This is a genomic window from Myroides sp. C1519 (assembly GCF_038039755.1).
GTDB classification, from domain to species: domain Bacteria; phylum Bacteroidota; class Bacteroidia; order Flavobacteriales; family Flavobacteriaceae; genus Flavobacterium; species Flavobacterium phaeum_A.
On the sequence record NZ_JBBPHM010000013.1, the window covers coordinates 1 to 22,545 of the forward strand.

15 protein-coding genes are annotated in these 22,545 nt (G+C 31.6%); 3 read left to right on the forward strand and 12 right to left on the reverse strand.

All coding sequences use genetic code 11. The features are described from left to right. Window positions 1–287: 287 nt before the first annotated feature. The 4 genes from AABL81_RS08655 to aspA all read right to left on the reverse strand — a co-directional run bounded on the left by AABL81_RS08655 (window position 288) and on the right by aspA (window position 5,451). Window positions 288–1,460, reverse strand: coding sequence for a porin (locus tag AABL81_RS08655; RefSeq protein ID WP_341340827.1), 1,173 nt, complete (start codon window positions 1,458–1,460; stop codon window positions 288–290). A gap of 34 nt (window positions 1,461–1,494) precedes the next feature. Beyond that, window positions 1,495–2,841, reverse strand: a complete 1,347-nt coding sequence (locus tag AABL81_RS08660; protein ID WP_158210226.1) for an anaerobic C4-dicarboxylate transporter family protein — start codon at window positions 2,839–2,841, stop codon at window positions 1,495–1,497. A gap of 115 nt (window positions 2,842–2,956) precedes the next feature. After that, the gene (locus tag AABL81_RS08665) at window positions 2,957–4,021 is read right to left on the reverse strand and encodes a type II asparaginase (RefSeq protein ID WP_341340828.1); all 1,065 of its coding nucleotides are present in this window, start codon (window positions 4,019–4,021) and stop codon (window positions 2,957–2,959) included. A 20-nt stretch (window positions 4,022–4,041) separates the two neighbouring features. Next, a complete protein-coding gene (gene aspA / locus AABL81_RS08670; RefSeq protein ID WP_158210224.1) occupies window positions 4,042–5,451 on the reverse strand; it encodes an aspartate ammonia-lyase in 1,410 nt (469 codons plus the stop codon). 511 nt (window positions 5,452–5,962) lie between these two features. Between aspA and AABL81_RS08675 the strand changes: the two genes are divergently transcribed. After that, complete coding sequence (locus AABL81_RS08675) at window positions 5,963–6,901, forward strand: MBL fold metallo-hydrolase (RefSeq protein ID WP_158210223.1); 939 nt, start codon at window positions 5,963–5,965, stop codon at window positions 6,899–6,901. A 42-nt stretch (window positions 6,902–6,943) separates the two neighbouring features. Here AABL81_RS08675 and brnQ read toward each other — a convergent pair whose 3' ends face one another. Next, window positions 6,944–8,269 (reverse strand): branched-chain amino acid transport system II carrier protein, encoded by a 1,326-nt coding sequence (gene brnQ, locus AABL81_RS08680; RefSeq protein WP_158210222.1) that lies wholly within the window; start codon window positions 8,267–8,269, stop codon window positions 6,944–6,946. A gap of 588 nt (window positions 8,270–8,857) precedes the next feature. On the opposite strand from brnQ, the gene AABL81_RS08685 reads away from it, so the two are divergent. Continuing rightward, window positions 8,858–9,748, forward strand: coding sequence for a helix-turn-helix domain-containing protein (locus tag AABL81_RS08685; RefSeq protein ID WP_158210221.1), 891 nt, complete (start codon window positions 8,858–8,860; stop codon window positions 9,746–9,748). 90 nt (window positions 9,749–9,838) lie between these two features. Here AABL81_RS08685 and AABL81_RS08690 read toward each other — a convergent pair whose 3' ends face one another. From AABL81_RS08690 to AABL81_RS08720, 7 genes are all read right to left on the reverse strand, one after another. Further along, window positions 9,839–10,279 carry an FKBP-type peptidyl-prolyl cis-trans isomerase gene (locus AABL81_RS08690; protein ID WP_158210220.1) on the reverse strand — a complete coding sequence of 147 codons (441 nt, stop codon included), beginning with the start codon at window positions 10,277–10,279 and terminating at the stop codon, window positions 9,839–9,841. 13 nt (window positions 10,280–10,292) lie between these two features. Beyond that, window positions 10,293–12,080, reverse strand: coding sequence for a nuclease-related domain-containing DEAD/DEAH box helicase (locus tag AABL81_RS08695; protein WP_158210219.1), 1,788 nt, complete (start codon window positions 12,078–12,080; stop codon window positions 10,293–10,295). A gap of 317 nt (window positions 12,081–12,397) precedes the next feature. Then, window positions 12,398–13,543 (reverse strand): cytochrome-c peroxidase, encoded by a 1,146-nt coding sequence (locus tag AABL81_RS08700; protein WP_158210218.1) that lies wholly within the window; start codon window positions 13,541–13,543, stop codon window positions 12,398–12,400. Window positions 13,544–13,561: 18 nt separating this feature from the next. Further along, window positions 13,562–15,097: a DUF6850 family outer membrane beta-barrel protein gene (locus tag AABL81_RS08705; RefSeq protein ID WP_341340829.1), complete on the reverse strand. Its 1,536-nt coding sequence runs from the start codon at window positions 15,095–15,097 to the stop codon at window positions 13,562–13,564. A gap of 12 nt (window positions 15,098–15,109) precedes the next feature. Further along, window positions 15,110–16,345, reverse strand: coding sequence for a DUF4876 domain-containing protein (locus AABL81_RS08710; RefSeq protein ID WP_341340830.1), 1,236 nt, complete (start codon window positions 16,343–16,345; stop codon window positions 15,110–15,112). Between the two features lie 13 nt (window positions 16,346–16,358). Then, a complete protein-coding gene (locus AABL81_RS08715) occupies window positions 16,359–19,136 on the reverse strand; it encodes a TonB-dependent receptor plug domain-containing protein (RefSeq protein ID WP_341340831.1) in 2,778 nt (925 codons plus the stop codon). A 932-nt stretch (window positions 19,137–20,068) separates the two neighbouring features. Beyond that, on the reverse strand, window positions 20,069–21,304 hold the full coding sequence (locus AABL81_RS08720; protein WP_341340856.1) for an ABC transporter permease: 1,236 nt from the start codon (window positions 21,302–21,304) through the stop codon (window positions 20,069–20,071). Between the two features lie 7 nt (window positions 21,305–21,311). Here AABL81_RS08720 and AABL81_RS08725 point away from each other — a divergent pair, with 7 nt between their 5' ends. Then, window positions 21,312–22,535 carry an exo-beta-N-acetylmuramidase NamZ family protein gene (locus AABL81_RS08725; RefSeq protein ID WP_341340832.1) on the forward strand — a complete coding sequence of 408 codons (1,224 nt, stop codon included), beginning with the start codon at window positions 21,312–21,314 and terminating at the stop codon, window positions 22,533–22,535. Window positions 22,536–22,545: the final 10 nt, after the last annotated feature.

A 22,545-nucleotide genomic window follows, 5' to 3' on the forward strand; every position in this document is an offset into this window, starting at 1 on the left:
AAAGCCACTTAACGCAAGTGTTAAGTGGCTTTTTTGTTTTTATATTATATAATATCGCTTATTTCTTAGCTAATTTAAACCTCACCTTCTCCCCTGCAGCATCAATCTTCATTAAATAAATAACTGTTGCCAATTCCTTAATCTATAATTTACACTCAATATATAAGATAAATAAAACAATAAGATTATTTACTATAATTCAAAAAAGAGAAAGTACCAAATACAAAAAACGCTTAGCAAAAGCTAAGCGTTCTTTTAAATATTAAAGAGTGTAAATTTCTTAGTACTTATAAAATTAATAAAGGAGCAATAAATCCAACACTTAGACGTCCTGTATTGTAATTTTCAAGACCTAAATTCTCTTTAGCATAGCTTGAATGATTATAATAACGTCCAACATAAGAAACAAAGAATCTAATATTCATATCTTTAAAAGGAAGATACTGTACAGAAGGAATGAATCCATAACTTGTACGCAATAAATCTGTTCCGCTGTTATCAGCCTTTACATCTTTTCCATAAGCATTACTCGCCATCAAAGTCATTGACAAATTAACCTTTGGCGCAACCAAATACTCCATTCTTAACCAGTTTTCCATATAAGAAACACTTTGAGCTGTAAAATCACTTTGATTTTCTACTAATCCTGTAACAATTCCCTTACGGTCGATTGCTTCATGACTATATTTAAAATCATACATCAAAGTCAAATTATTATTTTGGTATTTATGTCCTAAAGCATAATAATTCATTGCTTTATTCTTTGCTTCTTGAAAATAGCTATAACTATATAGTGTTTCTAACTTACCATCAAAAAAACTACCTCTCCAAGTACCAATATAAGCAAGGTGCATTTTTGATTTTTCAATATGCTCAGGTAACGTTCCTTTATATAAATCTTCAAAATTTTGAGTACGTGAATTTAACACTTGTAAACCAAATCCATGATTCGGAGAAACTTGGTGTGTAATACCAGCACCTGTCAAGAAATTATCAGCATACTCTAAAATGTCGTTATACTCCAAGATATCAATTGGATTTAAATCGAACTCAAAACCACCCCAATCTGCACTCATCTTACCAAGATTCAATTGTGTTTTTGGAGATAATTCCACACCAATAAACGCTAAATCAGTACCTCTACTAATATGATCACGAGACCCAACATTAGGATCCTTAGTATATCTATCACGGAATCTAAAATACACTTTATCGTGAATTTTACCTTTTATTTCAAGTCTAACTTGGTTATTATTAAACTCTGAATTTGTATGTGTTCCATCTTGAAAATACGTATCGTACGCAAAACGCATATTCATAATTACATCAACATTATTTAGCAAACTTTGCTTCCCAACTGAAATAATTGGTTTTGAAATAGTATCATTACTCGTTTGCTGATTCTGTGCAAACATTCCCGTTTGCATCAAAATCAAAAGAAAAAATAAAGATTTTTTCATAATTATATTTTTTATTTGGTTATAAAAAGTGTGTTTATAATAAGAAAGCACCTAAGGCAAATCCAGCTGCCACAGCAACTATAATTGCAACTAAGCCAGGCACCATAAAACTGTGGTTAACCACAAACTTTCCGATTTTTGTACTCCCCGTTCTATCAAAATTAATAGCAGCAAGTAAAGTAGGATATCCAGGTAAAACGAAATCAGCATTCACAGCAGGGAAAATAGCAATCAAAGCAGGGTTAGAAACACCTAAAGCCATCCCTAAAGGCATCATTGTTTTTGTAGTAGCAGCTTGACTAAACATTAAAGCACCAAGAACAAAAACAGCGATAGCAAAAGTCCAAGGATAAGTAGTAACAATACTTTCCATATATCCATTTATAGCGATTTTATTATGAGCCATAAAAGTTGCACTCATCCAAACAACTCCAAAAACAGATACAACTGCTGTAGCCATTGATCCGAACAAACTTACCTTAGTCACATCAACAGCACTTGTTTTCGTAATAATCATCATTATTGCAGATGCCGTAAGCGTTATAATACTAATTACAGCTACCATTTGTAATTCACCATTCGCTTTTAAAACCAAGTTAGCAACACCTGGTTCAAACTGTGGTAGTATTTGAGGGAAAGCCCCTGCTACGACAATCAATAATACAGCGATAGCAAAAACAATAACAGAAGACTTAGCTCCTTTTTTCAAAGATTTCTGAGGTCCAACTTCATTTGAATCTAAACTTTTTGCAAACTCAGGATCCTTCATCTTTTCCTGAAAAATAGGATCATCCTCCAGTTCTTTACCTTTTTTCAAGACAGCAAAACATCCAAACAAGATTCCTATTAAACAAGCTGGAATACAAATTTTCATAATATCTATCAATGCTCCAGGATAAGCCAATATACTTGCACCTGCAAAAGCTGCAGTAGCCGCACTCATTGGACTTCCAGTGATAGCTAAATGAGAAGCAATAACAGAGATACTTAAAGGTCTTTCAGGTCTAATTCTTTTTTTTGCTGCTACCTCTGAAATAATAGGCAAAAGCGAATATAAAAGATGGGCAGTACCTGCAAATAAGCAAAAGAAATAAACAGTAAAAGGAGCAATAAAAATAATGTTAGAAGGATTACTACGGATAACTTTTTCTGCCAATCTAACTAAGTAATCTAACCCTCCACAAGCTTGTAGAGTTGCAGCAGTAGAAACAATAGCCATAATAACAAGCATAACATCAATTGGAGGATCTCCAGGTCGCATTCCAAAAACGAAAACAAAGATCATTAATCCGACCATTCCCATCACACCTAATCCAATTCCTTTCATTTGCGACCCTATAAGGATCATTGCAATTAGGATTATAAACTGTAATAATAACATAACTATCCTATTTTAATTAGCACTACTACATTAGGATAGGTATAAAAAAGGAGCGTTTATAAATACTATTAAGTATTCCGCTCCTTTATAACCTATTCTCTTAATGAGTCATATTTTAATATTTAAAAAACATATCTTGGATAGCTTGACGATCTTTTGTTTGAGTCAAAGCTAACATCAATAAAATTCTTGCTTTCTGTGGACTTAAATCATCAGACACAATAAAACCTAACGCTTGATCATCAACCTCATTAAATAAAGTTACACGTCCAGCACCAGCTCTTGCAGCTCTACATACAATAATTCCTTGTTTTGATGCAGCTTCTAAAGCATCTCCTACAGGAGCATTAAAGTTTCCATTCCCCATACCTGCATATACAATACCAGCTACACCATCTTTAGTTGCAGCTTTCACAGCTCTTGGATTAGCATCTGCATATCCATAAACAACTTCAACTTCAGGTAAAGTTTTCAACCCTTTAATATCAAATTTTTGTTCTGGAGATCTTAGTGTTTTATAATAGTAACTAACTTTACCATCATAAATCAAACCGATTGGTCCAAAATTTCTTGACTGAAAAGTAGCCATATTTGTAGTAACTGTTTTCGTCACATCTCTTGCAGCAAATACCGCTTCATTCATTGCAGTAACAACCCCTACACCTTTACTATTTGGCGATGAAGCAACCATTACAGCGTCCAATAAATTTCTATTACCATCTTGGCTCATTGCAGTAGCTGGTCTCATTGCTCCAACTAAAACGACAGGATTATCAGACTTAACAGTTAACTCTAAAAAATAAGCAGTTTCCTCTTGAGTATCAGTTCCATGAGTAATAACTACACCATCAGCTTCATTCTTTTCAAAAATTTCATTAATACGATTACTCAGTTTTAACCAAGTTTCGATATTCATATCTTGACTACCTATTTGAGCAATCTGCTCTCCTTTAACTTGAGCGAAGTTTTTCATTTGAGGAACAGCATTCACAAGGTTTTCAACCCCGATTTGTCCTGCTGTATAAGCTGCTTTAGTAGAAGATTCACCTGCACCAGCAATTGTACCACCAGTTGCTAAAATAATTACTCTTGGTTGCGTGTTTTTTTCAACGTTTTTAGACTGTGCTTGAACTTGAAAAGTTAGTAGTATTCCAACTACTAAGGTTAATACTTTTTTCATAATATAATTGTTTTAATAAATTAAGAATTAATTAGTTTCGGATGGATTAAATTTTCAAGAGAATAAATTTCATCCCATTTCTCTTGAGAAATCAATTTACGTTCCAAAACTACAATTTCATGAATGTTTTTTCCTGAAATTAAAGCCTCCCCTGCAACACTTGCAGAAGCTTCATATCCCAAAATCGGATTTAATTGAGTAACAATACCTATACTATTCATTACAAGATTTGCACAATGCTCTTCATTAGCTGTAATTCCAAGTACACACTTATCAACTAAAGTTTCTATTGCATTTTTTAAATAATCTAAAGAAGTAAACATTGCAAAACCAATTACAGGCTCCATTACATTCAACTCTAATTGTCCAGCTTCAGCGGCCATTGTAACCGTTAGGTCTTGTCCGATAACATAAAAGCACGTTTGATTTACGACTTCAGGTATAACAGGATTTACTTTTCCAGGCATAATTGAAGAACCTGGCTGACGAGCAGGAAGATTAATTTCATTGAACCCTGTACGTGGACCAGAACTTAACAAACGTAAATCATTACAAATTTTAGAAATTTTCACGGCAGCACGTTTAAGAGTTCCCATAATTTGAACATAAGCACCAGTATCACTTGTTGCTTCTATCAAATCAGGAGATAATGAAAGCTGTAGATTTGTTTCTTTAGCCAGATAATTTACGCACAACTCTGGATATCCTTCAGGAGCATTTACTTTCGTTCCAATAGCAGTTGCGCCCATATTTACTTCTAAAACTAATTTTTGCACCTCTCTTAGTCTGAGTAAATCCTCTCCAATAGTAGTAGCATAAGCAGAAAACTCTTGTCCTAAAGTCATTGGAACAGCATCCTGCAATTGCGTACGTCCCATTTTAAGGACTCTATCAAATTCTTTACCTTTAAGTTGAAATGCACTTTGAAGTTTTTCAAGTGCTATACAGAAATCATCTATTTTAAGATATAAAGCAATACGGAAAGCAGAAGGATAAGCGTCATTAGTAGATTGAGAACAATTTACATGATTATTAGGGTGAACAAAATCATATTGTCCTTTTTCATAGCCCAGATACTCTAAAGCTATATTTGCAATAACCTCGTTAGCATTCATATTTACAGAAGTACCAGCACCACCTTGAATAAAATCACTAACAAATTGATTATCGTATTTACCTGCTATTACTTCATCACAAGCAAAAGAAATTGCCTCACATATCTTATCATTTAATACACCACAATCACGATTAGCTAAAGCAGCTGCCTTTTTAACCCATCCTAAAGCTTTAATAAGTTTAGGCTCATGGTGCAAAGTAATGCCAGTAATATTAAAGTTTTCTACAGCTCGGAAAGTTTGAATACCATAATATAATTCATTAGGAATATTTAACTCTCCTAAGAAATCATGTTCTTTTCTTGTATTTTTCATATATAAAAATTTTAATTCATTACATTTTATTTGTAATCAAAAAACTTTTACTAGCCCCAACTATATATATTTCATACTACATTGTAAAGTTGCAATGAAAATAACATTATAAAACTGATAAATCACCATACTTTATAATAAAAAATATTCATAAATTAATAAGAATCAAACAATTACCAAATTACAATATTTCAACAAAAAACAGACAATACACCTCAAATCAACAACTATTCACTAACTATCACTTACATTGTTCTATTTTTAACGACTTTCTTACAAATCATTATAATACACACCCTCCCTTTAACTCTTATACTTCTATAACATAGCGATATGAAAATCACTAAAAAAAGTTACTATAAATGCTAAAGAAAAAAAAACATTAATGTTTTTAAAATTTATTTGATTTATAATTGGTAACAAACTATACTTAGATTACAAAATAACAAATACACTTACCCAAATTCATTCTATATAAATAAATACAGTAGTTTTGTTGAAAATAATAAAAATGACAAAATCACTTATAGCTTTAATTTTATTAAGTACGACAACATTATTCGCTCAGAAATTAGAAATCATTCCATTAGGAGTATATGGAGGTGGTGATGAAAGCAATCTATCCTCATATTTAATCGGAGTGGAGAATACAAATAGCTACCTGTCGTTAGATGCCGGAACAATACGCAGTGGTATAAATAAAGCAATTGAACATAAAACTTTTAATGTTACCAATGAAACAATTCTTAAAGAATATATCAAAGGATATTTTATTTCACATGGCCATTTAGACCATCTATCAGGACTAATTATAAACTCCCCTGAAGATAGTCACAAACCAATTTATGCATTACCTTTTGTAATTGATATTTTCAAAAACAATTACTTCACAAATGCATCCTGGTCAAACTTTGGGAATGAAGGTGATTCTCCTATAATAGCGCGTTATACTTACAGTAGAGTAAAGCCAATGGTAGCTTTCAATATAAACAATACACCATTAACTGCTGAAGTTTTTGAACTAAGTCATGTTAATCCACAGAAAAGTTCAGCAATATTAATCAGAAATAATGATGAATATATTTTATACTTTGGAGATACTGGAGCAGATAGAGTAGAAAAAACAAATCACTTAAACACTATTTGGGAGTATATAGCGCCCCTTATAATCAACAAAAATCTACAAACTATTATGATAGAAGTATCATTTAGTAATAGCCAACCAGAAGATAAACTTTATGGACATTTAACTCCAAATTTACTTATTGAAGAAATAGGAAATTTATCAAAGTACACGGGTAAGCAAGCTTTAGAAAACTTAAATATAATTGTTACCCATCTTAAGCCAAGTGGCAAGCAAATAGAACAAATAAAACAAGAATTAACAAAAGGTAATATATATAATCTCAACTACATTTTTCCGTCACAAGGAGTTAAAATATCACTATAACAAAAAATCCACTTCAGTTTGAAGTGGATTTTTTGTTATATATTAATCGTTTACTTGTTTGAATAAAAATTTATCAAAGACATAAACAGTAACAAAAGCAATCAGTGAAGGTATTAACCAAGGCACATCATAACTACTCATTGGTAACCATTTTATAAAACTACTTGCCTTTTCAGAGAAATCAACGAAATCATATTTCAATGAAATAAATGAACTAAACTGAATCAATGCAACAATAGCAGTAGTTATTATTGCTCCGACAAAAGGAGCTCTACGTTTTACTCTCTTTCCAAAGGCCACCATATAAATAATCAATGTCAATGTAATAGGATAAATAATTCCTAAAAAAGGAGCTGCATAATCAATAATACTATCTACACCGTTAACTGCTAAAATTGCAGAAGAAACACACGTTATAGTTACTACTAAACGATAACTCAAAAATCCTTTTGTAAGTTGACTAAAGAAAGTTCCTGTTGCACATACTAATGCTATTGCAGTAGTTAAACAAGCTAACGCTATACAAAGAGATAAAGCAAAAGTACCTTGTGTACCTAACACACCATTTGAAATATGTAATAACAATTCAGTTCTCTTCAGATGCTCTCCAATAGGATAACCAGAAGTTGCTCCTAAATAAACTAATCCTCCATAAATAAACAACAAACAGAAAATAGCAACAGACCCAGCCATAAAAGTAACCTTAGTTTTTTCTTCTAATTTTACATAGCCTTTTGATTTTACAGCAGATATAATAATACCAGCATAAATAACAGAAGCTAAAACGTCCATCGTTTGATATCCTTCAGAAAAACCAAGTCTAAAAGCATCATCATTACTTCTTTCTAATAAAGCAGTAGTATCAATAGGCTTTATAATCCCTAATATAACCATTGACACCAAAAGTAATAAAAGCAAAGGCGTTAAATATGAACCGATTATATTAACAACTTTAGACGGAGAAATAGACAAAACTAAAGTTATAGCAAAAAATATAACAGATGATATTATAGGACTAAAATCAGGCCAAATAGCTAAAACGCCAATTTCATACGTAGTAGCAGCTGTACGAGGAATAGCTACCAAAGGTCCAATACTCAAAATAATAGCAGTTGCCAATATCCAACCCAACAAACTGTTTATTCTCTTTCCTAAATCAGTAAACTCATCACCAGAAATCAACACCGCTATTATTCCTAAAAAAGGAGCTAAAATAGCTGTAATTGAAAAACCTGATACTGCAAAATTCCAATCTCCTCCACTTACTAAACCTATAATTGGTGGTAAAATAATATTCCCCGCTCCAAAAAACATTGCGAATAAGGCAAAACCTATTATTAAGGCATCTAGTGCTGATTTTTTTTTCATTGTAATCATATTTGTATTCTATTTATAAGTCGCTAAAAGAGAATAAACAATAGCTTATAAAAGCTACAAACTTTAGGTGTAAATTCTACATTTTTTAAACTAAAAAAATATTTAAGGTGCACAATATATAAAAAATATCCCTAAAAATTGCAATTACCCCAAATCAATACATTCAATTTATTTTACTTTATAACTAAAAAAAAGAAAACTACTTGGCTTTTTACAATTAGCAAGTCTATTATAATGTTATAAATAATTGTTTCTATCTACTTCCATAAAACTATAGTTATCTAACCTAACAAGCCTATCCTCGAATTAATGATAAGAAATTACTTTTCTTATAAAATCTATGTTTATTAATTCAACAGCAAAAAAACATTACAAGTTAAATTGCTTATACTAAATAACACAAAAGCAAATTAACATTATTGTGTTATAAAAGCAAAAAATACAAATAAATAATAATTAAAGTAAATTTTAAAGCAAAAAAGTCAACAAATAACACGAAATACACAACACAATAAGATATAATATTATTTATTTTTACATAATCAAGCAATATTTATTTAACAAATAAAACTTATCGTTATGATGCAAAATAAAAATATAATTCACGCAGATGGAGAAAACCAATTTAATAATTGGCCAATGACAAATAATATTTATGTTATTAAGCATTCTATAGATGAGATGCTGATGTTACCTATTGAAAATAGCAATCTATATGCTATTTCATATGTAAAAGAAGAAGCCAGTTATTATAATGGATACACTACAAAAGAAATAAAAAAGCCCTGTTTATTCTTTTCTATTCCAAGTGCTTCAAAAGAAATAAATTTAAAAATTAAACAACCTGCTGTTATATCAGTCCTATTTGAAAAAAGCCTCTTGGGACTTAATAATCAATTACTATATAAACTTAATAATTCTGTAAAAAGCTTTCCTTTATTATTATTAAATGAAAAACACGAAGAGTTTGTTAGAATAATTGTTGAAAAAATAGAAGAAGAACTTAATAGCTGCTTTCCCTCTAAAAGTGAACAAGTAAGAAGGTTAATTGAATTACTAATTTACAAGAACTATAAAATACAGCCAATTCAAACTTGGGACAAACAAAATGTAGATAAAGGACGTGTTTGTCAAAATTTTTTAGATTTATTAGAAATGCAATTTCCTGTCACTAAGAATGGGAACAAATTAAAGGCAAACAAACCTTCATATTTTGCTGACAAATTAAATGTTCACATAAATTATTTAAATTATACAGTTAATAAATCATTAAACATATCTACATCCCAATGTATTAAAGATCGTATTATCTCAGAATCTAAAAACTTATTACATTATACAGAATGGTCAATAACCGAAATAGCATTTACATTAGGATTTCAAAGTCCAGGTTACTTTTCAGCATCCTTTAAAAAGGAAACAGGACTTACACCTAATCAGTTTAGAAAAATAAACAAAATTGCATCATAAATAATTTCCAAAATCAGAATTGTACTTACTATACAATTCTCCCTAATCTTTAAATAAGAAAGCCACTGATTGATCAGTGGCTTTTAACATTTATTCTTTTACAGTTCTCAGTAATTCAATTTCAAATATCAATGTACTATTCGGACCAATTTCCTTGCTAATATACTCATCCTTATAAGCGTATTCAGCAGGAGTTACCATTTTGAATTTTGTTCCTATTGGCAATTTAGGAACTACGATTTGATAAGCTTTAATCAACTTATTCAACATAAATACTGCAGGTCTGCCTCTTTGAATAGAGCTATCAAAAACATCACCATTTACATTAACCCCTTCATAATGACACTCAAACTTATCTTCCAACTTAATAAATTCACCAGTCCCTAAAGAAAGTACTTGATATGCAATTCCTTCAGGTAATACAATTACATTCTCTAATTTCGAAAACTCTTTTAAAAATTTTTCACCTTCTAAAATATTTCTATTCGCTAACTCTTCTTTTCGCTTTTTTAATAACTCAGCAACTCCCATATATTAAATTCAATTATTTCTTACCTCCCTCTGTCTTTTTCAATTGGTACTTTCCTTCTATTAATTCATGTTCCTGGTATGTATGTAACTGCCAAATACACAAATTCTCAATTGCACGAGTACAGCCAATATACCATTCATACGGTGTTAATTTATTCGGTTTATCTACTATCAAAATAACATTCTTGCGTTCCAATCCTTTAAACTTTACAGCTGTTGTATACTGTAATTTAGTAGGCTTTAATGTTAAGTTAGCAGTAGTCAATTCCTCCATTCCTAATTCAAGAATTAAATCTGCAACGTTATTTCTACGTTGCCAAACTTTACTTTGTACAAGAACAATCACATCTTCAGCTTTCAAAGACGACTTAGGATCATTAATATTTCTTATCAAAACCTCCATTGCCTCTTGTAATTGTTCGCGAGTTTGAAACGAGCGTAAATCTATTTCATCATATTCTTTATGATGCATTACATCATCCCATTCTTCTGGATGCGCTTGAATATGTTCTGCTATTTGACGTATTTGAGTTTTTTGAGCACTACGTCTTACTTTGTGTAATTTAAAATGCGTGAAATACTCCTTCATAAAATAAGCATAATCCGAAACATCACGTCCAAAAAGCGAGAAACTTTGATCCAAATCATACAACAAGATAATATTCCCTTGCTTCATACCATTATGATCTCCACACAACTTATGCATCATTAAATGCAAATTCCTATCAAACAGATCTTGAGCCTCATCAATAATCATATAATCATAATTAGGCAATTTATTTTCACTTTGAAGAAAATCAATAGTTTCTTTTATAAAAACCGCAAATTTAGCAGGTTCTAAATAAAACAGCTCACTTTCATTTATTCCAGGTAAATTATCAACTATAAACTGAGTCATCGTAATACAGTCAATATTTACATTTAGCGCTTTAAAACGTTGAGCATTATACCCACACAATAGTGCATTCCAACACAAATAGATTCCTTTACGCCCTACTTGCATTTCAGCATAAGCCATTGCCATCGTTGTTTTTCCAGTACCAGGAGCTCCTTCAATCATCAAACGAGGGTTCTCTGAAAGAGAATATAGTATCTCTAAATTCCTCTCTTTCAACCACTCTAAAGAGTCATAAGTTTGAAACAAGTTTGTATCCTGTACAACAGGGTTAAACGTATTTATAATCGTTGATATTTCTGCTTTAGTAAGCTTTGAAAACCGAATAGGGTGAATACTTTCTAATCTATTCTTTGTATATTCATAGATATGTAAAAAGAATTTCTCAATATTCTTATACCTATCCTTTTTCGTAAAATCACTATAAATTAATTGAGAATCATAAATGGTGTTCTCAATTGCTATTTTTGTAGTAGGAAATGATACTGCTTCACAAAACTGTACATGTTTAAAGTTTGGAAAAACCTTATTCATCAAGGTATACTTATACCCTTTAACTTGTTCAAAAGGATTCTGATTTAACCATTTCTTTCTTCTTCCATCTTTAAAACAGAATCTTCCTTGATCTACAAATATATTTCCACCCTTTACTTCTAAAACTATCACACCAAATTCTGACACAATAATAAAATCAAGCTCAGCATCAGCTTTTGCTCGTTTTACATTACTATTATCGTGAAAAGGTAATTTCATACTGTACCATACATACCAATCATACTTACTTTTGGAAAGGGACTCAACAATATCTCTATATACCAAAAATTCACCAAAAGGTACTTTAACACCATTAATTACCAATTGTTCTAACTCGTCCAACGGATATTCTGGATATATTTTTAAAGGCATAATTTTTTAGTTTTTCAAATCTCACTAATTTACCAAAAGATTTTAGCTCACACAGCCTAAAACCACATAAACTTTTCAGTATTCCATAAATCTCACAATAAATAATCTGAATACTTTCTCAATTCATATAAGCAGTAAAAAAGATACATTTTTTCTACATATACAAGTAATAAAATACAGACCTTGAAATTAGTATTCACTTCATTTCTTAACAAAATTTAAAAAAATCAATTACAAAACTAACTTTTTATAATCCACCTCAACAAAAAAAGACAATACTAAAATATAGTATTGTCTTTTTATTTTCTTTATTTCTTTTACTCTCTTGGAAATACAGGACGTCTCATTTTATACTTACTTCCTGACAAAGACTCAAGAAACGCAACCAATGCTTTAATTTCTTCCTTATTTAATTCTAATGGTTTCATTAATGAATCAGTAACAGGATATAAAGGATCTGCTAATTTTTTTTCTGCTGTCGGATTAATCATTTTCATACCGCTATTGTACATATTTACAATCCCCTCCAAATCATCAAATAATCCATTGTGCATCCAAGGCCTTGTCAATAATAAGTCTCTTAATCCTTGTGTTTTGAATTTACCAACATCATCAAGGTTCTTAGTAATTTCATATCTTCCTAAATCTTGGTATTGACGTTTATAATAAGTCAACCCAATATTATGAAAATCTTCATCTGTAAAATACTTTCCATTATGACAATTCATACATCTGCCCTTTGTTCGAAAAATATGTAAACCATAAACTTCTTGCTCAGTCAATGCATTATACTTTCCTTCAACAAAAGCATCAAATCTACTTGGCTGACTCTTTATAGTACGTTGAAATGAAGCAATTGCACCAACTATTCTCTCATATGTAATTTCACTATCACCAAAAGCCTTTTCGAAATATGTTTTATAGCCTTCAATTTTTTGTAATTTAATAGGTAAATCAACTATATCGATTGCCATCTCATTATGTGCACTTAAAGGTCCTGCTGCCTGTTCCTCTAAAGAAGATGCTCTACCATCCCAAAAAAAAGAAGCTCTCTCTGCGATATTGTACAAAGAAGGTGTATTTCTTGGTCCTTTTAAATGATCGTGTCCTAAAGCTACCATTCGTCTATCTGTCCACCCTAATTCAGGATCATGGCAAGTGCTACACGAAATCTGATCAGACTTAGATAACTTTGGATCAAAAAACAATAGTTTACCAAGAACCACCTCAGCTTTATCTTGCACCTCAAAAAATGTAGAATCACGTTTAATACTACTCAACTCCTCCCATTTTACTCCCTCGTCAATAATAGGCTTAGGCCATTCTGCTATTGGTTTTTTATAACTATCTATAATTGCTAAATAAGCAGGATCATCGCTTCCTACTAACTTCTCAACAATAGTATTAAAACCTACCAAACCAAAAGCCAAAACACCAGATAATAAAAAAACTACCTTTCTCATTTTGTATTCTATTTGCTGTTAGAAAGTAACACCAACTGCTACTCCCATATAATTATTTGATTTATTAATGTTATATTTTGTTTGTTCTACTTGTGCTTGTACATAAAAAGCAGGGACCTTCTCTAACTGCAAATCATAACGAGCTACCAAACCTATTTGTTTATAATTCGCATTCATAACCTCAAAGTTTGAATACAACATTTCTGTTACACCTTTTTGAGAAGGAAAATCCATTAACTTATTCGTACTTTCCTTGACATTTCTAACCTTGACGTACGGTTTTACATTTAAAACACCAGACTTAGATATTTGTCGCATATAATCTATAGTCAATCCAAAGTGAATATATGTAAAACGTTGTTTTGCAAAAGTATCTTTTCTGCGTTCACTATTTTGTTCAACTCCAAAAAAAGGAATAGCAACCAAGCGATTTACCTCATCTTTATACTGATAAAATAACTCACTAAAGAAATTGCTCTCAATGTATTTATACAATTCTTTCTCAGCTAATCGCGTTATTATCTTTGCATTCTGTGTGTAGAAATACTCTGTACCAATAGCCTCTTTTAACCAATAGTTCATCTTCATTCCTACCCTATGTTGACCAAAGTCAAAAAACTTTAATCCACTAACTGTATAAGTCGTTGTTTCTAACTTCGCCAAATCATACGCATCAACACCTGAATCACCTTTATTCTTTGTTAGATTAAACTTTCCTATTACCCCTTGTAACACAAAACTCTTATTTTTACTCTTTGCTAAAGTAGCTCCAACATTGTATCCAAATCCCTCAAAAGTAGAAACCAAATCTTTAGCACCACTAAAAAAATAGTTATAACTCCCCAATCCACTCATATGATACACATATGGTTTACTGATTTCGCTTACAAATTTCACACTACTATTTTGTGTGTACTTATTAAAATGTCCAAACACTCCAATTTCATAATCTCGATAAAAGTTGTAATCAATTCCAAGGTCCATTTTAAAAATAGAGGATGTATTCTTTGACCGTGGGTCTACTTGTCTATATCCATTTTTAGCTACATAATTCACTTCCCCTCCAAGTACCCATCTATTCCATTGCTTAGCAAAACCACCGGCAAACTGATAAACTTCCTGTTTCATTGTTCCTCCTACAGAATCAGCAACGACATATGGACCAATTATATCCTTATCTAAACTTTCATTCCAAACCATATTCTGCTGGCGTTGGTTCATATAAGAAGCGCTTCCCCAAACCACTTTATTCCCTTTCAAACGTTGAAATGAATTAGTACTAATCTTAAAACCTTCTAACCCATCACCATCTTGTAACACGTACGCATCCTTCTTATCCTGCTGGTAGTTTACACCTAACTCAGAAAAAGACAAATCACTATACACGGTCATCCTTGCTTTATTAGTAAAAAATGATTCACTAAACACGCGTTCAGCACTGTATTGGTTTTCTATCTTATTATAGAAAGACAATGTATCTTTTGTTTGCGCGTAGCCTCCTAAAGAAAACACCCCACAAAGAACACTAACCAATTTTTTATATCTAAATTCCACAACAACCTCTTTTTACTTGTGACTAATTCCATTAAGCAAACTTGCTGGGCTATCTGGCACAAAGTCAACTGTCGAATTATTAGTATCCTTATAAACATTACGCCCTGCAGTATTCTGTCCTAATGACTTTCTTCTTATCGCTTTACCAAAACGCGTATCATCACTTTCAGACGAACCACAATAAGAAAAGCCACTATCTAAAGATGCTCCCATTACCAAACGTTGAAACTTAGGAGCAATACTACTATTTACCCCATCGACAATCCACGCATTCGGAATTTTATAAGTAGACTTTTTCGTTTCCTTACCTGTAGCATTCACATAAGAATAATCATACTTATGATTAGCCAACCAAGACTCCACACTTTCACCTTCAGGTAAACGCGCCAATACATGTCCTTTATACCCTCTGTTATGCATAATAAACATACTATATTTCATATTTGTATAAACTACAATCGCATTAGGCACATTTGGGTTATCTGGCTGGTTAATTGCGGGACTCTCTGTTATAGGAAATTCAAAATCAGCATTAGTCAAATCTGGACCAGGGATGTTTACTGTTCTATGATTTTGAGCATTATCAGCAACTACAATAAAATCTCCAGGCTCTACAGGATAATCCTTTCCTTTTCCGGGTAACATTAATACGCCATCAACAGGAAAAGCACTATCAAAAACATTAGGTGTCTCATTATTATCTGTCGTAGTCAAAAACTCTGACTTACAAATTAACAATCCATCCGCATATAACACCTCATCCGTATTATTTACTATCTTAAAATATTGCCCTGAGTTATATGCTTTCCCTTCCAATGTTTTCACACCTGTAAAAAATATTTCTTCAAAAATGAAATCCTTGCTGAACTGTTTAACTCTCAAATCAACCACTAAATTTAGCACTTGTCCTGAAGCATCTAACTTATCATTTACACCACCTACTCTGATTTCCTCTCCATCCTCTAAAAAAGCAGCACCCTCAACTGACATACGGTAAGCTCCAGTAGGTAATGCAATAGAATAAAACGACACACCTACCACTTGTTCTTTTGTCACTAACCCCGTATTAATCTCTGTAAATTCTAAGTCCAGTTCTTTAAACTCCTTTACTCCATTTGCTTTAAAGTTGATAGAAACAATTGTAGATTGATTTACACCAGCAGTAACATCATCATCACTCAAACAAGAAGAAACTGAAATACCCAAAGTAAAAACAGTTAGCAAAATATATAGTACTCTTAACTTCATCTCTATTGTATTCTTAAATATTAAAATTAATCTCCATTCCAAAATAAGGACCTTCAGTATCCTTTCTGTTTACTTTCACGCCATTTAAAGTATATGATTGGTAGTGTGTAAACAGCCTATTAACAAACATTGAGGCTTTCACTGATTTATAAATTCGTTTAGACACCTTAAAATTAGCATTAAACGTAAAAGGCAATCGTGTTTGCATCCCATCAGTAGTAGAAACATTTCTTACTAAATTTTGTAGCATTGGGTCTGTTTTATCCTCTTCTGTAAATGAGTGTACCTCATTGTCAAATCCAAAATACGCATACGGTTCAGCTACGCGATTTAGCATTTGTTCTCTTCTAAACAAATCCCCTTGTAAAGAAGCTGAAATATTCATATCAATACTCGGCACATACGTATCAATAACAAGGTTATAAACCATAGATGATTTCTTATACCCATTATCATCAGCGTAAATTCCGACATAAGGATAATCCTTTCCGTTCAATGTAATTCCTGGACGATAATAAAAATCAGAACTATTAGAATATATTGTTTTAAACCAAGCTCCATTTAAAGTAAAACGTGTATTAATTCCCTCAATTCTCGGTGAACTATACCCGAATTCAATCCCATCTTTAAACGTATTACTTCCATTTTCACGCATACTATATTGATAATGTAGTAATCTATCTTCGTATAATGTTCCCTCTAAATTAGGATGCCCTAAATCATCGTTCCACTGCAATCCAGTCGTCTCATACTTTTTGTATTCAAACCCTCTAAAGTAATTCACATCCCTAAACCCATTATTCATACGCTCGTTGAAATAAGTCACAAACAACTTGTGCTTTTTATAAGATAAATCAAGGCGAATTTCTCTCTTTATATTCTTAGCGGCAACTAACGAATGATTTTCCGTATTCAACTTAAAAGTGTTAAACTGTGCGTAACTATTATTATTTACTTGATCAAAGTAATTCACTTCAAGCATATCAAAATATCTATCATTTGGATACAGCAACGAAAGCGTAGGCTGTTTATACAACTCACCATATCCTAATGTAACATCTGTTTTCAACACATCTTGTCCTAACCTAACATCCGGAAGTCCCCATTGAAAATTAACACGAGGTTCTGCATATACCCTATCACTTGTACTAAAATCACTTTCAATTCCCAACATCTTAGATAAACGCACACCTGTGTATAGCTGAAAATGGTGATTACCTGTTTCATATTCCATCCTATCCCCAATAAATCCAGCTAATATCTGAGAAGCGGGAATATCTGAGAATGGTCGTGTTCTACTATTTACAAGTCCCTTAGATGGTGGAAGCAAAGGATCGTAAACTTCCCCCTTGCCATTATTCTTAGAATATCTAAAGTCAATTCCCGTTTCAATATTATGAGCAATACCACTTGTATTAATCCCTAACTCTGTTTGTAACTTAACATTAATGTTTACTGGTCGTCCTTCTGTTCTAAAGTCTGACACATAAGACAATGGCAAGTAGTATCCTTGGTTAATCCCAGTTTCACGGCTTGTAGAAATAGCTTTAAAACCAGTTTGTTGTACAAATGTAGTTCCTTTTATGTCCTCTATTCCTTGAGAAAAAGCAGTATTCAAAGTAATCTTTTTAAACACATTCTCTTTATCAAACTCCCATTTAAAGTTATTAGCTATACTTATATTTTGTCTTGTATTTTTATACCTATCCGTACGTGCATAACCACTATCTGGATCAAATTTATCATTATCAATAGTACTATTGTAATCCAAATTAGCATTCCATATTAAATCATATCCATTAACAACAAAAGACTTCTCCGTACGAAAAGAAGTAGAAATACGTTTATAATTTTCCAATGTATTAGTCGGTTCATTCTTTGCATCAAGATAATCCATACTTAGATTTAGCTTCCAACCACTACGTGTGTCTACCCCTTTTCCAACATAATACATCTTACTAAAACCATCTGCTTTAAAACGAGCTTGTAAAGGCGTATAACCAATCTTTCTTTTGATTTGAATTAATCCAGACGTTAAATCACCATAAGCAGCAGTAGGAATACCCCTTGTTATCTCAACACTTTCAATATCATTTGTTGATAGAGTACGCATATCTACTCCTGTTCCAATTGTATTTCGCTTAGCATCAACCTTACCACTACTCAACATTTGTTCCTGATAAGAAGAAACTTGTAAATCAGCGTTAGAATTAATAGGATTTCCATCTAATATAAACTGTACACCAAGAGAACCAGTGTCATACCCTTGTTTACCTGTTTCGCGGAGTAACACAGGGTTTTTACCCGTCAATACAGGATCTTTTGCTTGTCCACCAGGAAGAAGTTCCATCAAATCTGAAAAACTTGAAGGCTGTAAGTGTTCCATCGCTTGGCGATTTATTACCGAGGTAGAAGTCAATCCCTTCCCCTCTTTTGCAGTAATTACCATCTCCTGTAAAATATTAGATAAAGAAGTTAACTGAATAGTAATGGCCTTCTTTTGCAATAAATTAATTTGTGTTGTAGAACTCTCATATCCAATATGTGTAACCTCTATTCTATAATTGTCCGCAGACAACTTAAAATCTACAATCCCTTTAGTATTTGTAATACCTACCAACTCTTTTGTAGCACTACTCACGAGAATAGTTACATCACTTATCGATTGTTTATATTCATCTTGTATAGAAATAGTTAAGTCTATTCCTTTATCTTGACCAAAAATATGAGAACTACAAAAAAAGGCACAAAGCACTAAAGCTATTGACAATACCTTATGTAAACGTGTCATTAAATATAAATTTGAAACTTCGCGACAAAATTAGACAAGAATTAGAATGTAAACTAATTTATTTAGACTCAGTTCAAATAAATGCGACTATAGTAAAATAGAATAATTACAAATAACTATATTATATATAATTCACATAATTGAAATAAAATATACAACAATAGATGAAATTTATTACTAATAACACCTTTCTAAAAATATACCTTATACTAAATAATATACCTAACACGACTAAAAAATTATAGATACAGATGATATTTATACGTTAGATATGATAATATAATGTGATTACGACTGAAACTATTAGTCTATCTTAATTCACAATATCGTTAATGTCTTAATTAAAAGCTTTTATGGGGACTACGTACAAACATCCTTTTTTTACAAGAAACATAATAAACGAAGATTTAAAATATAATACATTGGATTGTTATTGTGATAAAGAACATATCATAGGGTAGTTTTACACGTACTATGTTCGACACATCTACCACTCAAGTACCACAGAAGTTCGGAAAACAAGCCTTTTTACCGAAGAAGTGTGGTACTTGAGTGGTGCTTGTCCGAAACAAGTATCAAAGAAGCCTGTAATGATACTACTTTAATTCCCCTTTAATTAATTGAGATACTAAGAACAAATTACTGGTCTGGTCATCAACTATGCATAAGGCAACATAATTAGACTGAAGATTAAAAAGGAATATGTACCCTTATATTGAATCCTTCAATGTGAAAGTAAAGCACTTTAAACTAACCTTTTTTTTATTAAACCCTTTTCTTATATCAAACTCACATAAATATAAGTCTCTCTTTCTCATTTATCTTAATATTTGTACTAACAAACACTGATACAGCTTACTTTTTAAGTACTCAAAAAAAAACCGGTTATAAACATAATTTATAACCGGTTGTGAACATATTCTTTTATTTTTCTAATCATATCGTATCGCTTTTACAGGCGATATTTTCGTAATCATATAAGATGGTATCAATAACACCAACATTGCTATAACTATAACTCCAATATTTAACAACAATACATCTGTAAAGCGAATTAACACAGGAGCCTCTCTAACATAATAAGCTACTGGATCTAATTTGATAATGCCTGTATACTTCTGAATCATTAAGACCCCTAAACCAATAACATTACCATATATAAGTCCTTTCACAATTAAATACACTGCATTGTACAAAAACATTTTACGAATAGACCAATTATTAGCACCTAATGCTTTCAAAATACCAATCATTTGAGTGCGTTCTAATATTAAAACTAATAAGGCAACGATCATATTAATTGATGCTACAGCAACCATAATGATAATAATAACCATAATATTAAAGTCAAACATTTCAATCCATCCGAAAATATTAGAATATTTATTTGTAATCGTTTTGCTGTCTACTGTAGATGGTAACTCTAAATACAACTCACTTCCCTTCTTATCTATTTCATCAAAATTCTTAACTAATACTTCTACACCACCAATCTCATTTTCGTTCCATCTATTTAAACGCTGTACGTGTTTCAAATCTCCAATAACAATATTAGCGTCGAATTGTTGTAAACCTGAATTATATATACCAACAATATCAAACTGACGAACATTAGGTACTTTATTTCCCCACTCTTTCATAAAGTACGTAGTCATTTTATCACCTACATCTAAATGCAAACGATCTGCCATATATTGAGAAAGCAACACTTCATTACTCATTGTATTACCCATTTCTGGTAAACGACCAGCAACAAGATAGTCTTTTATTTCTCCAAGGTTATAAAGCGAATCTACACCCTTATAAATAATTCCTTCAAAAGCAGTCTCAGTACGAATAATACCAGCCTTTGATGCATATACTTGTACTTGTTCAATCCCATCTACCTTTTTAAAGGCATCAGAATTAACAATATCTCTATCTAAAGGTTTCAAAGTTAAGTCACTTACATTGCTATCATAATTAGTAATAATGATATGACCACTAAAAGCTGAGATTTTATCTCTAATTTTGTACTTCAAACCCAAACCAGTAGCTACGGATATTAGCATCATAATAATCCCTAAAGCAATAGCAGTTATTGCAATTTTTATAATTGGAGCAGAAATACTACTTTTATAATTACTTGACGTAACTAAACGTTTGGTTATAAAATATTCTAATTTCAAAGTAAATATGGTATCAAATTCAACGTTCAAAAATACATTTTTATTCTTAGTATGTCTATTGGTTTCTTGCTTAAATGTAAATTGTCGTGCTACAAATAAAAAGCCTCTTGCAAAAAGCATTGACACTACTTTATTAGTTGGTGCTGAAAACACAGCATTGTATTTTGACAAATTACAAAACAAGAATATAGGAATTCTGACTAATCAAACAGGAGTTATCAGAAGCAATACATCTACTGATAATTATGATACTTCTATTGTTGATTTTCTTTTAGCTAATAATATAGCTGTGAAAAAAATATATGCACCTGAACACGGTTTTAGAGGAAATGCTGATGCAGGTGAATTAATTAAAGATGGTAAAGACATTAAAACAGGGTTACCAATTATATCTTTATACGGAAATAGTAAAAAACCATCTAAAGAACACTTAGCTGGAATTGATATTATGCTTTTTGACTTACAAGATGTAGGTGCACGTTTTTATACCTATATTTCTTCATTACATTACTTGATGGAAGCTTGTGCTGAAAACAACATTCCTCTTATTGTATTAGATCGTCCTAATCCCAATATTGGTATAGTAGACGGTCCCACTTTAGAAATGGAAAATAAGAGTTTCGTTGGTATGCATCCAATTCCTGCTATGCACGGAATGACTATTGGTGAATACGCTCAGATGATTAATGGTGAAAAATGGTTGAATAAAGGTGTACAATGTAACTTAACAATCGTGCCAAATACAAACTACAATCGTAGTATTACTTATTCATTACCTGTACCTCCTTCTCCAAACTTACCTAATCAAAAAGCGATAAACTTATATGCAAGTTTATGTTTCTTTGAAGGAACAAATGTTAGTTCTGGTAGAGGTACAAACTTACAATTTCAAGTATATGGTTCTCCTTTCTTAACTAATATGCCCTACACTTTTACACCAAAACCAAATGCTGGTGCTAAAGACCCAATGAACAATGGTAAGTTATGTTATGGAGAGAACTTATCTCAAGAAGAAGACGTAACTAAACTCGAAATTAAATGGTTGTTAAAAGCTTATCAGAGTTCTAAAAATAAAACTAATTTTTTCAATAATTTCTTTATTAAATTAGCAGGGACTAAATCATTAAAAGAACAAATTATTGCTGGTAAAACTGAGCAACAAATCAGAAGTACTTGGCAAAATGGTTTGGAAAATTTCAAACAAAAACGTAAACCGTATCTAATTTATTAGTAATAAATCT

Excerpts from the sequence above, each read along its gene's own strand:
- AABL81_RS08655 (WP_341340827.1), bottom strand. The coding sequence starts at position 1,460 with ATGAAAAAATCTTTATTTTTTCTTTTGATTTTGATGCAAACGGGAATG.
- AABL81_RS08660 (WP_158210226.1), bottom strand. The coding sequence starts at position 2,841 with ATGTTATTATTACAGTTTATAATCCTAATTGCAATGATCCTTATAGGG.
- AABL81_RS08665 (WP_341340828.1), bottom strand. The coding sequence starts at position 4,021 with ATGAAAAAAGTATTAACCTTAGTAGTTGGAATACTACTAACTTTTCAA.
- aspA (WP_158210224.1), bottom strand. The coding sequence starts at position 5,451 with ATGAAAAATACAAGAAAAGAACATGATTTCTTAGGAGAGTTAAATATT.
- AABL81_RS08675 (WP_158210223.1), top strand. The coding sequence starts at position 5,963 with ATGACAAAATCACTTATAGCTTTAATTTTATTAAGTACGACAACATTA.
- brnQ (WP_158210222.1), bottom strand. The coding sequence starts at position 8,269 with ATGAAAAAAAAATCAGCACTAGATGCCTTAATAATAGGTTTTGCCTTA.
- AABL81_RS08685 (WP_158210221.1), top strand. The coding sequence starts at position 8,858 with ATGATGCAAAATAAAAATATAATTCACGCAGATGGAGAAAACCAATTT.
- AABL81_RS08690 (WP_158210220.1), bottom strand. The coding sequence starts at position 10,279 with ATGGGAGTTGCTGAGTTATTAAAAAAGCGAAAAGAAGAGTTAGCGAAT.
- AABL81_RS08695 (WP_158210219.1), bottom strand. The coding sequence starts at position 12,080 with ATGCCTTTAAAAATATATCCAGAATATCCGTTGGACGAGTTAGAACAA.
- AABL81_RS08700 (WP_158210218.1), bottom strand. The coding sequence starts at position 13,543 with ATGAGAAAGGTAGTTTTTTTATTATCTGGTGTTTTGGCTTTTGGTTTG.
- AABL81_RS08710 (WP_341340830.1), bottom strand. The coding sequence starts at position 16,345 with ATGAAGTTAAGAGTACTATATATTTTGCTAACTGTTTTTACTTTGGGT.
- AABL81_RS08715 (WP_341340831.1), bottom strand. The coding sequence starts at position 19,136 with ATGACACGTTTACATAAGGTATTGTCAATAGCTTTAGTGCTTTGTGCC.
- AABL81_RS08725 (WP_341340832.1), top strand. The coding sequence starts at position 21,312 with ATGGTATCAAATTCAACGTTCAAAAATACATTTTTATTCTTAGTATGT.